The following is a 15,050-nucleotide window of genomic DNA, read 5'->3' as shown; positions in this document are numbered from 1 at the left end:
GCGAGGCCGCATATTACGAATCCGCGAGCAGGTCGTCAACAGGAAAAACTCAAATGCTGGTTCGATTGCTTAAAGTTTCGCCCAAATACGCTTGGCCTTTTATTCTGCCCCGCATTCTCTATAATGCTGTCCCTTGATTTTGCAGTCTTACGCTGCTCGCCCATTTATTTCCCGTGAACCACATAAGTCTTGAGGTTGTCATGCAAGTCACTGTAGAAACCGTTTCCAATATAGAGCGCCGCGTCAAAGTTGTTGTGCCGGCCACAAAAATTGATCAAGACGTGAGTGCCCGCGTGGCGAAAGCAGCTCGCACCATCCGCATGGATGGCTTTCGTCCTGGTAAAGTGCCACTTTCAGTAGTGCAAAAGCGCTTTGGCGACTCTATTCGCCAAGAAGCTTTGGGCGAAATTATCCGTGACAGTTTTTATGAAGCCGTGACGCAAGAAAAGCTCAATCCAGCCGGCTACCCCAGCATTGAAGAAGTTAGCGATAAAGCTGGCGAAGACCTGAGCTTCACTGCCCTGGTCGAAGTTTATCCAGAAATCACTTTAGGCAATTTCGCTGACATCAGCGTTGAGCGTCCAGTGGTTGAAATCAATGATGCCGATATCAATGAAATGATCGAAAGCCTGCGCAAGCAACGCGCAAGCTTTGAAGACAGCACAGAAGCAGCCGCTGATGGCGATAAAGTGCTAGTCGACTTTGCTGGCAGCATCGATGGTGAAGCTTTTGATGGCGGCACCTCGAGCAACTTTGAACTGGTTATCGGCTCAGGCCGTATGATTCCAGGCTTTGAAGATGGCGTTGTTGGTATTAAAGCCGGTGAAGAGCGTGACATTAACGTGACTTTCCCCGCCGACTACCAAGCTGAAAACCTGCAAGGTAAAGCAGCCGTATTCAAAATCACTGCACACAAAGTGCAAAAGCAAACACTGCCTGAAATCGACGAGACTTTCCTGAAAGCCTTCGGCGTGACAGAAGGCGGCGAGGCTAAATTGCGTGAAGACGTGACTAAAAACATGGCTCGTGAACTTAAGCAAGCCGTGAAAAATAAAGTCAAGTCACAGGCCATGGATCAGCTTTTAGCTGCTCACAACGTTGATGCACCAAAAGCCTTAGTGGCCGGCGAGATTGAGCGTCAGCGTAATGCCATGTTCCAGCAGTTTGGTGGTGCAAGTGCCAAGCTAGACCCAAAAATGCTGCCTGATGACCTGTTTAAAGAACAAGCCGAGCGTAGCGTGTCGCTGGGCTTGTTGATCAGCCAAATCATTAAAGACAAAGCGATTGTGGTCGATGCTGAGCGTGTGCGCGCAGTGGTTGCCGAAGTTGCTGAGTCTTATGAGTCACCAGAAGAAGTCATCAGCTATTACATGGGCAATAAAGAGCAGCTGGCCCAAGTAGAAGCCATGGTTTTGGAAGATCAGGTAATCGATTGTGTGTTGGCAGAAGCGACAGTGACCGAAGCTGCTGCTAAGTACACCGATGTGGTGCGTCCACAAGGTAAGTAAGTTGTTGGCGGCAGCGATAGCCACACTCCGTGCAACCAAAATTGCACGTTAAGTGTGGCAAAGCTGCACAAAAACAGGGGCGCGCTGGCCTTGACCTCGCGCCACGCACGACCGACACTCCCGATGTATGTCTTTGACTGCTCGGGAGTGTTTGTTTGTGCTCCTGCCCTATAAGCTCCGGCAGTTGTCCTCTTTATTTGATTGTTTAAGGCAGGCTATCCATGCGATTTGAACAACCCAGTGCTAATGATATTCGTAACATCGGTTTGATCCCGATGGTTGTTGAGCAATCTGCTCGTGGTGAGCGCGCTTACGATATTTACTCGCGCCTATTACAAGAGCGTGTAATTTTTCTTGTTGGCCCTGTTGAAGACAATATGGCCAATTTGATCGTTGCCCAGATGTTGTTTTTGGAGTCGGTTAACCCCGATAAAGACATCAATCTCTACATCAATTCGCCAGGCGGCTCGGTCACGGCCGGCATGGCAATTTTCGACACGATGAACTTCATCAAACCTGATATTTCAACAATTTGTATCGGCCAAGCGGCATCCATGGGTGCGTTTTTGCTTTCCGCCGGTGCCAAAGGTAAGCGTTATGCGCTGCCTAATTCACGCGTAATGATTCACCAGCCTTTGGGCGGCTTCCAAGGTCAGGCATCAGATATTGCTATTCATGCGCAAGAAATTTTAAAGATCAAACAGCTGCTGAATGAGCTTTTGGCGCTGCATTCTGGCCAGCCGCTAGAGCGCATTGAGCGTGACACCGATCGTGATAACTTCATGACCGCTGGCGATGCTGTGTCTTATGGTTTGATTGACGAAGTGCTCACCAAACGCCCTTAATTTGCAGCCACTGAGAGAAGTAGCATGACCGAAGAAAAACGCGGCGGTGACAGCAAGTTGCTATTTTGCTCTTTCTGCGGAAAGAGCCAGCACGAAGTGCGCAAACTCATCGCTGGGCCGTCGGTATATGTCTGCGATGAATGCGTAGACCTGTGCAATGACATTATTCGCGAAGAAGTCCAAGATAAAAAAGATGAGCAGACTAGTGATCAACTGCCGACTCCGCGCGAGCTAAAAGCCACCCTCGATGACTATGTTATTGGTCAAGACCAAGCCAAACGTGTGTTGGCGGTAGCGGTTTATAACCACTATAAGCGTCTGCGCGCCGGCATGAAAAAAGTGCAAAACGGTCGCCAAAGCACGGAAGTTGAGCTGACTAAAAGTAATATTTTGCTGATCGGTCCTACCGGCTCAGGTAAAACACTGCTCGCGCAAACCTTGGCTCGCGTACTCAATGTGCCCTTTACTATGGCCGATGCCACAACATTGACCGAAGCTGGCTATGTTGGTGAGGATGTCGAAAACATCATCCAAAAACTGCTGCAAAGCTGCGACTACGATGTTGAAAAGGCGCAGACCGGCATCGTTTATATCGATGAGATCGATAAGATTTCGCGTAAAAGTGATAATCCATCAATCACTCGCGATGTTAGCGGTGAGGGCGTGCAACAGGCTTTATTGAAGCTGATCGAAGGCACGGTGGCGAGTGTGCCGCCGCAGGGTGGTCGTAAGCATCCGCAGCAAGAGTTTTTGCAGGTTGATACGTCTAACATCCTATTCATTGTTGGTGGCGCGTTTGCCGGCCTCGATAAGGTTATTCAGCAGCGCTCAGAGCCAGGCGGCATTGGCTTCAATGCGCTGGTGAAAGGCCAATCGAAAACCCCAAGCATTGGCGAATTGTTTAAGTCGGTATCACCTGAGGACTTAGTGAAATTTGGTTTGATTCCTGAGTTTGTCGGTCGCTTGCCTGTCATCGCCACGTTAGGCGAGCTTGATGAGTCGGCGCTGGTGCAAATTTTGACTGAGCCGAAAAACGCACTCACCAAGCAGTACGCCAAACTGCTAGAGATGGAGGGAGCGCAATTAGAGTTCCGTCCTGAAGCACTGAAAGCTATTGCTGCTAAAGCCTTGGCACGTAAAACAGGCGCTCGTGGTCTGCGCTCGATTCTTGAGGGAATTTTGCTCGACACTATGTTTGAGTTGCCTTCGCTGGAAGGCGTGAGCAAAGTGCTCATCGATGAAAAAGTAGTGCAGGGTGAAACTGAGCCGCTATTGGTTTATGACAATATCGAGACAGCCCGTGTGATGCCCGAGTAATTCCGAGCAAATATGGTTAAAAAAGGGGCATTCGCCCCTTTTTTTTGCCATTTTTTCGTAATTCTGCAGTGTCCACCTTGTAATTCACATCACTACACCCCCATAAAGTAAGCATTAGATTAGTGTCTGCTTGACTGCATTGGGAGCATTTCATGGCCGCAAAAAAACTGCATTTACCGTTGTTGCCGTTGCGCGACGTGGTGATTTATCCGCACATGGTAATTCCTTTGTTTGTTGGTCGTGAGCGCTCGATTGCCGCGCTTGATCAGGCTATGGCCACAGACAAACATATATTTTTAGTATCTCAGCGTGATGCTGGCGAAGACGATCCTGATCAGGATGGTCTGTATTCGATTGGCACGATAGCGAATATTTTACAGCTGCTTAAGCTGCCGGATGGCACGATCAAGGTGCTTGTTGAGGGCCAGCGTCGCGGTCAGCTGCTGTCATTATCTGAAAATGAAGATGCGTATATCGCGCAGGTCGCGGAAGTACAGAAAGACGAGCTTGCTAAACAAGACTCTGAAATCTTAGTCCGCACTTTGCTCAACCAGTTTGACCAATACGTAAAATTATCGAAAAAAGTCGCTAATGAAGTGCTGACCTCTGTGGCTGGCATCGATGATCCTAGTCGCTTAGCAGACACCATTGCTGCGCACTTGACGCTGCGCTTGGAAGAGAAGCAGGCCATCTTAGACATCCTGCCAGTGCAGCAGCGTGTTGAGCACCTGATGGCGCAGATGGAGTCGGAAATCGACATCCTCAAGGTTGAGAAGCGTATTCGTGGCCGCGTTAAGAAGCAGATGGAAAAAAGCCAGCGCGAGTATTATTTGAATGAGCAAATCAAAGCCATTCAAAAAGAGCTCGGTGACTTGGGTGAGAGTGAAGATGAGCTGAGCGAAGTAGAGCAGCGCATCATCAAGGCTGGCTTGCCTGCTGAAGCGCGCAAAAAAGTCGATGGTGAGTTGCGCAAATTGCGCCAAATGTCGCCGATGTCGGCTGAAGCCACGGTCGTGCGCAGCTATATCGATTGGATGCTTGGGGTGCCGTGGAAGAAGCGCAACCGAGTACGTATTGATCTCAAGGAAGCTCGTGATATTTTAGACGCTGATCACTTCGGACTTGAGGAAGTGAAAGATCGTATCCTTGAGTATCTTGCCGTGCAGTCGCGCGTTAAGCAGCTCAATGGCGCGGTGCTGTGCTTGGTTGGCCCGCCTGGCGTTGGTAAAACCTCATTAGGCCAATCGATCGCGAAAGCGACGAACCGCCAGTTCGTGCGCATGGCCTTGGGCGGCGTGCGTGATGAGGCCGAAATTCGTGGCCACCGCCGCACGTATATCGGCTCCATGCCGGGCAAGCTCATCCAGAAAATATCAAAAGTTGGTGTTCGTAACCCACTGTTCTTGCTTGATGAAATTGACAAGATGGCCTCGGACATGCGCGGCGATCCATCATCAGCGCTGCTTGAAGTATTAGATCCAGAGCAGAACAAAGCTTTTAACGATCACTATCTCGAAGTCGACTATGACTTATCGGAAGTGATGTTTTTGTGCACGGCAAACTCGATGGATATCCCCGCGCCTTTACTAGATCGTATGGAAATTATTCGTCTGCCGGGCTACACCGAAGATGAAAAAGTCGCTATTGCTCGCCAATATTTAGTACCTAAGCAGCTCATAGCATCCGGCCTGAAAGACTCTGAGTTGGTCATTGAAGAGTCGGCATGTCGCGATATCGTGCGCTATTACACGCGTGAGGCGGGTGTGCGTGCGCTTGATCGTGAAATTGCCAAGCTTTGCCGCAAGGTGGTGAAGTCGCTGGTCATGGGCACGCACAGCGGCAAGCTCACGCTGGGAGCCGAGCAGCTCGAGGATTATCTCGGCGTGCATAAATTCAATTACGGTAAAGCTGAGGCCGAGAATCAGGTCGGCCAAGTCACTGGCTTGGCATGGACTCAAGTTGGCGGCGAGCTGCTGACCATCGAGGCTATCGCCGTGCCTGGAAAAGGTGGCCAGCTGATGACAGGTTCTTTGGGTGATGTCATGCAGGAATCGATTCGTGCTGCGAGCACCGTAGTACGTTCACGTTCGCGTGTGCTTGGCATCAGCGCTGAGCTGTTTGAGAAGCGCGATATTCACATCCATATGCCTGAGGGCGCGACGCCAAAAGATGGTCCGAGCGCAGGCATTGGCATGTGTACCGCACTTGCCTCAGTACTCACTGGTATCCCTGTGCGTGCAGACGTAGCAATGACCGGCGAAATCACTTTGCGTGGTCAGGTATTGCCCATTGGTGGCTTGAAAGAGAAGTTGCTTGCGGCGCATCGTGGTGGTGTACGCACGGTCATTATTCCAGAGGAAAATGCCCGAGACTTGAAGGAAATCCCCGACAATGTGAAGGCTGCATTGGAGATCATAACGGTTAAATGGATCGATGAAGTTTTAGCGATTGCGCTAACTCAGCCGCCAATTCCTCTCACCGAAGAAGCTTATGCTGCAGGCTTGGCACAGGTCGAAAAACGTGAATTACCTGCGGCCAGTCGTCATTGATGGTCGCTAAACGCACTTTTTTCGGATTCTTATCGGCATTTCAGCGAGTTTCACTTGACCCTGCCGACAAGGGCGTTTAAAAATCGTTGCACTTGAGCAAGTCGCATTGTTTGCTCGCGTAAGCTAAAAACCACAACAAAGAATTTTCGTTATCGTTAAAGGGGACATCCTGTGAATAAGTCTGAACTAATCGACCGCATTGCCGAAGCTGCTAACTTGACCAAAGCAGACGCTGGCCGTGCCCTTGATGCCACCGTAGGCGCTGTGACTGCAGCGCTGAAATCTGGCGATGCCGTGACCTTGGTTGGCTTTGGTACATTCGCTGTTAAAGAGCGTGCTGCACGTACTGGCCGTAACCCACAGACCGGCAAAGAAATCCAAATTTCTGCGTCAAAAACACCATCATTCAAAGCCGGCAAAAGCTTGAAAGATGCAGTGAATAGCTGAGTTTTATAAGCTGTACTGTGTTACCCGAAAGCGCGCCCTAGTCGGCGCGCTTTTTTCTTGAAGCCCTCAGTGGCGTAGTAGAGGCATGACACTTCAATGGATGCGTTTCGTAATATGGTACGTGGCTGGCTTGGCCGGTTCTTCTTAGTACTGATCTCTATCCCCTTTGTTTTCTTTGGCGTTGAAACCTACTTTGGTGGCGGCGCTGAACCCAGTGTGGCGGAAGTCGCTGGTGAACCCATCACTCAGCGTTTACTCGATCGCGCTGTGGAAAATCAGCGCCAACAGCTTATGGCGCGCTTAGGCCCCGATGCAGTGCTGACTTCGCAGCAGCAAGCTGAGCTCCGCACAAAAGTATTAGATAGCCTGGTGCAGCGTGAGCTACTACTGAAATCGGCCTCCGATGCTGGCTACCAAGTATCTGACGAGTCTGTGCAAGAGCTGATTCGTGCCACGCCAGCATTTCAAGATAATGGCCAGTTTTCGGGCGAGCGCTATATTCGCGTGTTGTCGCAAATTGGCGAAACGCCAGCGACATTCCCTACGCGCGCGCGTCAAGAAATTTTGGTTTCACAGCAAGTCTCATCATGGCTACAGAGTAGCTTTGTGACGAGCACTGAGCTTGATGCCATGACGCGCCTAGATAGCCAATCACGCAATGTGCGCTACGCTGAAATTCCAGCTAGTCGTTTTCTTGCAGAAGCTAGCGTGAGTGATGCTGAAATCAGCCAAGCTTATGCAAAGGCCTCGACGCGCTTTCATCAGCCTGAGCGTGTAGCAATTAACTACATCACCTTAGAGCGCTCTAAGTACTTGGCCGATGCTAAAGTCACGCCTGAGGCTGTTAAAGCTCGCTATGACCAGCGTGTGGCGGCTATGGGCGGTGCTGAGCAGCGCCAAGCCTCACATATTCTCATCACAGTTGATGATAAGACGAACGATGCCGAAGCTAAGAAGCAGATTGACGCCATTGCGGCTGAGTTAAAAGCCGGTGCAGATTTCGCTACTATTGCGAAGGTGCAGTCGAAAGATCCTGGCTCTGCAGCGCAAGGTGGCGACCTAGGTTTTGCAGGCAAAGGCATGTTTGTTCCTGAGTTTGAGGAAGCCCTGTTTGCATTAAAAACTGCAGGTGAAGTATCGCCAGTGGTGAAAACGCCGTTTGGTTATCACATCATCAAGCTCACTGCAGTGCGTGCTGAAACGCCACCAAGCTTTGCATCGCTTGAACAAACGTTGACCGATGAAGTGCGCCAAGCCGAAGCAGATGATGCCTACATCAAAGCGGTTGAAGGCTTAGACGCTAAAGTTTATGAAGCGGCTGATCTTACAGAACCTGCAAAAGTTGCCGGCTTAAGCATTTCCCAATCGCCTTTGTTTAATCGCCAAGGTGGTGAGGGTATATTGGCTGAGCGTAAAGTTGTTGAGGCTGCATTTAACGACGAGCAAACCAAAGAGCGTCGTAATTCAGTTGCTATCACGCTGAACGATGGCCGCACCGTATGGTTGCATGTATCGCAATATATTCCTGCGCGCAAACAGCCTTTGAATGAAGTCAAAGCTGTGCTCACAGAGGAGCTGCGTACAGAAAAAGCATTGGCGAAGGCAATGGAGCAGGCACAAGCGTTGGTTAAGCGCAGTGCCAGTGAGCCTGAGGCTGCATGGCTTGCGAGTGCTAATGTAAATCTGCAATCGGCCGGTGGCTTGACGCGCGTTGATCGCCAAGTGAAGCCTGAGTTGCTGAATGCAATTTTCCGTGCGCCGGTGCCGAATAAAGGTGCTTTGCAATGGGCTGCATATAAGCTTGGCGATAGCGTTGCCTTGGTGCAGGTGACTTCGGTGAGTGCGAAGCCAGCACTGGCAGGCCCTGAGCGTCAGGTAACGCAGGGTTTGCTAGCGCAAAACCAAGGCCAGCAAGAGCTGCAAGACACACTGGCGTTATTGCGTGAAGAAACCAAGGTGACGATTAAGCCTACTGCTTCTGCTCAATAATTCGAATGTGTTGCTGACATAAAAAAGCCCGCTGATATGCGGGCTTTTTTATGACTTAGCTATTTAGATCGAGTCCATCGCCGGCATGGCTACCGTATTAAAGCCGCCATCAACATAAAGAATTTCACCCGAGATGCCCGAGGCTAGATCGGAGCATAGGAACGCTGCAGCATTACCCACTTCATCGATAGTGACATTACGGCGCAATGGCGTTGCCGCTTCGTTATAAGCCAGCATTTTACGGAAGTCTTTGATGCCACTTGCCGCTAGTGTGCGGATAGGGCCTGCCGAGATGCCATTCACGCGGATGCCATCTGGGCCCATGCTGGCGCTTAGGTAGCGCACATTGGCCTCGAGTGATGCCTTGGCTAGGCCCATGACGTTGTAGTTCGGCACCACGCGCTCAGAGCCTTGATAGGTCAGTGTCAGCAAGCTGCCGCCACGGCCTGTGAGCATGGGCTTGGCAGCTTGAGCCAGCGCGCCAAAGCTGTAGGAGCTGATGTCGTGAGCAATGCGGAAACCTTCGCGCGTGGTGACATCGACATAATTGCCTTCGAGCTCATGGCCGGGCGCATAGCCCACCGAGTGCACGACAACATCTAGACCATCCCAACTTTTGCCGAGCTCAGAGAAGACAGCTCGAATTTCGTCATCGGAGACGACATCGCAGGGGAAGGTGAGGCTGGAGCCGAAAAGCTCGGCAAAGCCTTCAACGCGGCCGCGCAATTTTTCGTTCTGATAGGTAAAGGCTAATTCGGCGCCTTCGCGATGCATAGCGGTGGCGATGCCGTATGCGATGGATAATTTGCTGGCGAGGCCAACGATGAGTACGCGCTTACCGCTCATCATGCCCATGGTTTCTCCTTAAAATATACTGATGAAAAAGTTATCCGAGTATAGGGCTAAAACTTCTCGGCGTGCATGACACCTTAGGCGGGTAAATCCGCTACCAAGGCCTGTGTATAAGGCTTTTGCGGCGCTTGAAATATTCGCTCACAATCGCCTTGCTCAATAATTCGACCGTCCCGCAGAACAATTAAGCGATGACAGAGTGCGCGCACGACTGCTAAGTCATGGCTGATAAACAGCATGGCGATGCCATGATCGGCTTGGATGCGTCGCAGCAGCTCGACCACTTCACCTTGGGTATGGCGGTCGAGAGCAGAAGTTGGCTCATCGAGAATCAATATTGCCGGCTTCAAAATTAACGCTCGAGCTAAGGCGATACGCTGACGTTGTCCACCAGAGAACTCATGAGGGTAGCGATGGCGCGTGTCTGGATCGAGGTTAACTTCGCGTAAAGCGGCAATGACCTCAATCTCGATGGCTTGCTTGGATAATTTTTGATGCGCTAGCAAGCCTTCGGCGACAATATCGGCGACAGTGAGCCGAGGGCTTAAGCTGCCGTAGGGATCTTGAAAGACCATTTGCACTTGCGCTCGTGCTGACCGTAGCTCACGGCCTTTCAGTGCTAACCAATCACGCCCAAGCACGACCACACGGCCTTGCGCCGGCGTTAGGCGCAGTAGGGCGGCGGCAAGACTGGATTTGCCTGAACCGGACTCGCCAACAATGCCTAAAGATTCGCCTTGGCGTAGCGACAAGCCAATATTATCTACAGCCTGATGCCACGCGGTAATGCCGCCCCACCATGCTTGATGGCGCGGATAACGCACCGACAGCTGAGTCACGCTCAAGATAGCTTTTGCGCTATCTGGCAGCACAGGTTTGGGCGCTGGCGCAAACGGTTGCAGCAGCTTTTGAGTATAGGCCTGCGTCGGCGCGGCAAATAACTCGGCGCTAATGGCTGATTCCACTACGCGACCTGCTTGCATGACCATGACGCGGTCGGCGTAGCGGCGTACCTGCGGCAAGTTATGGCTGATAAACAAAATGCCTAAGCCGCGATTTTTCTGTAGCGACTTCAGCAGATCTAAAATCTGCGTTTGCAGCAAGGCATCGAGAGCCGTGGTTGGTTCATCGGCAATAAGTAGTTTCGGTGAATTTGCCAATGCCATGGCAATGACGACACGCTGGCGTTGACCACCTGATAGCTCATGTGGCCACGCGCTCAGACGGCGCTCAGGTTCGCCTATGCCGACTTCGCGCAGCAAGCTTAGCGCCTTTTGCCTCGCTAAATTGAGCGGCAAAGCTTGGTGCAAAGTAATCGCTTCAATGAGCTGCTGCCCAATGCGGTGTAGCGGATTCAGCGCACTGAGCGGCTCCTGATACACCATGCCGACACGGCTACCTCGAAGGCTGCGTAGCTCATCGGGCGTGGCCTGCGCGAGATTGATGCCAGTCACGCTGAGCTCACCTTGGCTATTTAAACTGGGCGATAGCAGGCCTAGGCAAGCCAGCGCTGTTAATGATTTTCCTGATCCTGACTCACCAACTAGCGCTAACCATTCGCCAGCATTTATGGTGAGACTTAGGTCATCGACCAAGACCTGTTGGCCGTGGCGAATGCTCAAATTATTGATGTTTAATAGGTTCATTTTCCCGCCTCAACATGGCGCGGATCGAAGGCATCACGCAAGCCCTCGCCAATAAACACCAGCAAGCTCAGCAGTACACTGAGGCTGAAAAAAGCAGTGAGGCCGAGCCAGGGTGCCTGCAAGTTATTTTTGCCTTGCGCGATCATCTCGCCCAATGATGCTGAACCCGGTGGCAGACCAAAGCCGAGAAAATCCAGCGAGGTCAGCAGACCGATGGCGCCGGTAAAAATAAAAGGTAGCAGGGTGAGTGTGGTCACCGCGGCGTTAGGTAGGACATGACGCCAAACTAAAACGCGTGAACTCACACCCATGGCACGAGCGGCACGCACATAGTCGAGTTGGCGTGTGCGGAGAAACTCAGCGCGCACAAGACCGCTTAAGTCAGTCCAGCTGAACAGGGTCAGTAGCGCCAACAGCCACCAGAAGTTTGGTGTGACTAAGCTTGATAAAATGATCAGCATAAACAGCACCGGCAAGCCCGACCAGATTTCGGTAAAGCGCTGGCCCAGCAAGTCTACCCAGCCGCCGAAATAGCCCTGCAATGCTCCTGCAGCAACGCCCAACACAACAGTAGCCAGTGTGAGCAAGCTAGCGAAGGCAAGCGAGGTGCGTACGCCATAAATCAGTCGCGCCATGACATCACGGCCTTGATCATCGGTGCCTAACCAGTTGTCTGATGTTGGCGGTGAGGGTGTGGGTTCGACACGCTCGAAATGGATGGTGTCGGCATTGAAACGAATCATTGGCCACAGCATCCAGCCATCACGGCTGATGAGGTTTTCCACCGCTGGATCGCGATACACCGTGGGCGTGGCAAAGTCGCCGCCGTAATAGGTTTCGGGCTTGTCTTGCAGCATCGGCACGATGAGTTCGCCGCGATAGCTCACCAGTAGTGGCTTATCGTTGGCGATGAGTTCAGCGCCGAGGCTGAATACAAACACGCCGAGCAATAGCCACATCGACCACCAGGCGCGGCGGTTGCTTTTGAATTGCTTAAAGCGACGTCGGGTTAAGGGCGACCAGCTCATGCGCCCGCCTTAGAGAAGTCGATGCGCGGGTCTACCCAGCGATAGCAAAGGTCGCCTAAGAGCCGCAGCAGCATGCCCATCAGCGTGAATAAAAACAGGGTTCCGAAAATCACTGGATAGTCGCGATTAATCACTGACTCATAACTCAGTAGACCAAGGCCATCGAGATTAAATATGATTTCGATGAGGAAGGCACCGGTGAATAAAATGCCAAATAGTGTGGCGGGTAGGCCGGCGATAATGATGAGCATGGCATTGCGGAAAACATGGCCCCAGAGCACGCGGCGCTCACTGGCACCTTTGGCGCGAGCGGTCAGCACATAGGGTTTTTGCAGCTCTTCGAGGAAGCTATTGCGCGTGAACAGGGTGAGCGTTGCCAAGCCGCCGAGTGTTAGGCAAATGGTGGGCAGGACTAAGTGGTGAGCGTAGTCGAGAGCACGCGCGAACCAGCCGAGCTCGGCGGCGTTTTCAGACGATAAGCCTTGCATGGGGAACCACTGCCAGTAGCTGCCGCCGGCAAAGACGATAATCAGTAATAGTGCTAGCAGGAAGCCGGGAATGGCATAGGCAACAATGATGGCGCCGCTGCTCCAGACATCAAAGCGACTGCCGGGGCGATGCGCTTTGCGGATTCCCAGCGGTACGGCGATGAGGTAAATCAGCAGCGTGCTCCATAGGCCGAGCGAAAGTGATACGGGCAATTTCTCCAACACCAAATCGATGACTGGAATATCACGATAGAAACTGGAGCCTAAATCGAAGCGCGCGAACTGCGTCATCATGTCCCAAAAGCGTTCGCTTGCCGGTTTGTCGAAGCCATATTGCTTCTCGATTTCAGCCACTAGCTCAGCACTTAGACCCTGACTACCGCGATAGCCAGGGCCAGATGCTGCACTGGCGGCAGATAAATCGCCGGCGCTGCCACTGAGTGTGGTTTGCCCACCGATGCCTTGTATTTGCGCCAATGAGCGCTCGACTGGCCCGCCGGGTGCGGCCTGAATGACGAGAAAATTGATCAGCAAAATGCCAAATAGTGTCGGCAACATGAGTGCCAATCGGCGAATGATGTAACTGGCCATTAGCGTTCCTGTCCATGTGCGGTTGACGAGCCTTTCCACCACCAGCTATCGAGGCCTAAGCCATAACGTGGTGGGTTGTCGGGCAGGCCAAAAAGATCCCAGCGCGCAACGCGGAAATAGGGGATATGAAATTGTGGAATCAACAGCCATTGCGAGCGAAGTACACGGTCTAGCGCGTGCACCTCAGTGACTAAGTCTTCACGGCTTTTAGCACGTGTGATGCGAGCGATTAGGGCATCGACCACGGGCGATTTTAAGCCGACCAAGTTGCCGCTGCCGGGCGCATCGGCGCTGGCTGAGCCCCAGTAGCTCCAAAGCTCATTGCCCGGTGACAAAGAGGCAGGCACACCGGTGACGGTGAGGTCGAAGTCGAATTGGCGTAGGCGCTCAATGTACTGCGCAACATCTAAAATACGAATGCTCAAATCCACGCCTAAGCGCGCGAGATTGCGTCGTAGCGGCTGCACGATGCGCTCAAACTCAGGTTGCACTAGCAGCATTTCTAGGCGCATGGGCTGACCATCTACATTGCGTAACGCGCCGTCTTTATAGACCCATCCAGCTTGTTTTAATAAGGCTTGAGCGCGTAATAAATTGGCGCGGTCGTAGCCATCGCCGGCACTTTTTGCAGGCACGATGGCTGGGCCAAAAACACTAGCAGGTAATTGCTTGCGCCATGGTTTAAGTAGCTTCAACTCAGCTTTGCTTGGCTCACCGCGAGCGGCTAATTCGGAATTCGAGTAAAAGCTGGTGGTGCGAGTGTAGGCACCATAAAACAAGGCGCGATTGGCCCATTCAAAATCGAACGCTAGGCTTAATGCTTCGCGAACTTTGAGATCGTTTAATGGCGCTCTGCGTGTATTAAACGCAAAGCCTTGCATCGGCGCGGGGTTTTGATGAGCTTGGCTTTGTAAAATGACGCGGCCATCTTGCACGGCAGGGAAGTTGTATTCCGTGGCCCAAGTTTTGGCTTTGTTCTCTTCGCGCACATCGTACTGATTGGCTTTAAAGCCCTCGAACGCCACGCTGCCATCACGGTAATAGTGATAACTGATGTGGTCGAAGTTGTAGAGCCCACGACTCACATTCAGATCGCGCGCCCAGTAGTTTGGGTTGCGCGCATAAGTGATGCGGCGGCCGGGATCGACATCGCTAATCACATAAGGACCGCTACCGATTGGGGTGTCTAGGCTGCTACGGTTAAATTCGCGCTTAGCCCAATAGTGCTTAGGCAAAATGCTGATTTCGCCGACGGTCATTGGCATTTCACGATTGGTTTTGCTTTTGAAACGAAAGCGCACGCTCAAAGGCGAGAGCGCTTTTACGGATGTGATATCGGCAAAGTAGGCTTTATAAGCCGGCGCGCCATCTTTTAATAATGTCTCGAAAGTGAACACCACATCTTCGGCACGAACAGGATGGCCATCGCTAAATTTCGCCTCTGGGCGTAGCTCGTAAGTCACCCATGAAGCATCGTCGGTATCGCGAATAATGCGTTTAGCGAGTAGGCCGTAGCGTGTACCAAACTCGTCATCTGAGCCGGTGGTTAGCGAATCGTAAATGCGGTTAAGGCCATCGGCGGGGATGCCTTTATTGATATAGCCATTGAGGCTGTCGAAAGTGCCGAGTGCGTTGAGGCGCAAACGACCACCTTTATTGGCGTTTGGGTTGACGTAGGTAAAGTGATCAAAGCCTTCTGCTAGAGCTGGGCTGCCTCTTAGTGTAATGGCGTGGCTGCTAATCACCGCCGCTTGAGCGGTGAAGCTGAGCATTAGGCAGGCGAAAGCAAG

At 52.0% G+C, this 15,050-nt stretch carries 11 protein-coding genes; 6 read left to right on the top strand and 5 right to left on the bottom strand.

Annotated elements, in window-relative coordinates; all coding sequences use genetic code 11:
* The first annotated feature begins 200 nt into the window (after positions 1 to 200).
* From tig to ACFQ0F_RS04705, 6 genes are all read left to right on the top strand, one after another.
* On the top strand, positions 201 to 1,508 hold the full coding sequence (gene tig, locus ACFQ0F_RS04730; protein ID WP_340674810.1) for a trigger factor: 1,308 nt from the start codon (positions 201 to 203) through the stop codon (positions 1,506 to 1,508).
* A 221-nt stretch (positions 1,509 to 1,729) separates the two neighbouring features.
* Complete coding sequence (clpP, locus tag ACFQ0F_RS04725; protein ID WP_340674809.1) at positions 1,730 to 2,353, top strand: ATP-dependent Clp endopeptidase proteolytic subunit ClpP; 624 nt, start codon at positions 1,730 to 1,732, stop codon at positions 2,351 to 2,353.
* A gap of 24 nt (positions 2,354 to 2,377) precedes the next feature.
* Positions 2,378 to 3,670: an ATP-dependent Clp protease ATP-binding subunit ClpX gene (gene clpX, locus ACFQ0F_RS04720; RefSeq protein WP_340674808.1), complete on the top strand. Its 1,293-nt coding sequence runs from the start codon at positions 2,378 to 2,380 to the stop codon at positions 3,668 to 3,670.
* Between the two features lie 152 nt (positions 3,671 to 3,822).
* Positions 3,823 to 6,219 carry an endopeptidase La gene (lon, locus tag ACFQ0F_RS04715; protein WP_379069617.1) on the top strand — a complete coding sequence of 799 codons (2,397 nt, stop codon included), beginning with the start codon at positions 3,823 to 3,825 and terminating at the stop codon, positions 6,217 to 6,219.
* A 171-nt stretch (positions 6,220 to 6,390) separates the two neighbouring features.
* Positions 6,391 to 6,666 carry an HU family DNA-binding protein gene (locus ACFQ0F_RS04710; RefSeq protein WP_340674806.1) on the top strand — a complete coding sequence of 92 codons (276 nt, stop codon included), beginning with the start codon at positions 6,391 to 6,393 and terminating at the stop codon, positions 6,664 to 6,666.
* Between the two features lie 96 nt (positions 6,667 to 6,762).
* Positions 6,763 to 8,655 (top strand): SurA N-terminal domain-containing protein, encoded by a 1,893-nt coding sequence (locus ACFQ0F_RS04705; RefSeq protein ID WP_379069613.1) that lies wholly within the window; start codon positions 6,763 to 6,765, stop codon positions 8,653 to 8,655.
* Between the two features lie 63 nt (positions 8,656 to 8,718).
* Here ACFQ0F_RS04705 and ACFQ0F_RS04700 read toward each other — a convergent pair whose 3' ends face one another.
* The 5 genes from ACFQ0F_RS04700 to ACFQ0F_RS04680 form a co-directional block, all read right to left on the bottom strand.
* The gene (locus ACFQ0F_RS04700; RefSeq protein WP_340674804.1) at positions 8,719 to 9,510 is read right to left on the bottom strand and encodes an enoyl-ACP reductase FabI; all 792 of its coding nucleotides are present in this window, start codon (positions 9,508 to 9,510) and stop codon (positions 8,719 to 8,721) included.
* Between the two features lie 74 nt (positions 9,511 to 9,584).
* Positions 9,585 to 11,153, bottom strand: coding sequence for an ABC transporter ATP-binding protein (locus ACFQ0F_RS04695; RefSeq protein WP_379069610.1), 1,569 nt, complete (start codon positions 11,151 to 11,153; stop codon positions 9,585 to 9,587).
* A complete protein-coding gene (locus ACFQ0F_RS04690; protein ID WP_379069607.1) occupies positions 11,150 to 12,181 on the bottom strand; it encodes an ABC transporter permease in 1,032 nt (343 codons plus the stop codon). The genes ACFQ0F_RS04695 and ACFQ0F_RS04690 overlap by 4 nt, the downstream gene beginning before the upstream one ends.
* Positions 12,178 to 13,260 (bottom strand): microcin C ABC transporter permease YejB, encoded by a 1,083-nt coding sequence (locus ACFQ0F_RS04685; RefSeq protein WP_379069604.1) that lies wholly within the window; start codon positions 13,258 to 13,260, stop codon positions 12,178 to 12,180. Before ACFQ0F_RS04685 ends, ACFQ0F_RS04690 begins: the two co-directional genes overlap by 4 nt.
* The gene (locus tag ACFQ0F_RS04680) at positions 13,260 to 15,032 is read right to left on the bottom strand and encodes an extracellular solute-binding protein (protein ID WP_379069601.1); all 1,773 of its coding nucleotides are present in this window, start codon (positions 15,030 to 15,032) and stop codon (positions 13,260 to 13,262) included. Before ACFQ0F_RS04680 ends, ACFQ0F_RS04685 begins: the two co-directional genes overlap by 1 nt.
* Positions 15,033 to 15,050: the final 18 nt, after the last annotated feature.

The organism is Paraperlucidibaca wandonensis (assembly GCF_042677145.1).
Lineage (GTDB): Bacteria > Pseudomonadota > Gammaproteobacteria > Pseudomonadales > Moraxellaceae > Perlucidibaca > Perlucidibaca wandonensis.
The sequence above is the reverse complement of the archived record's forward strand: the minus strand, read 5'-3'. Positions and strand labels throughout refer to the sequence as shown.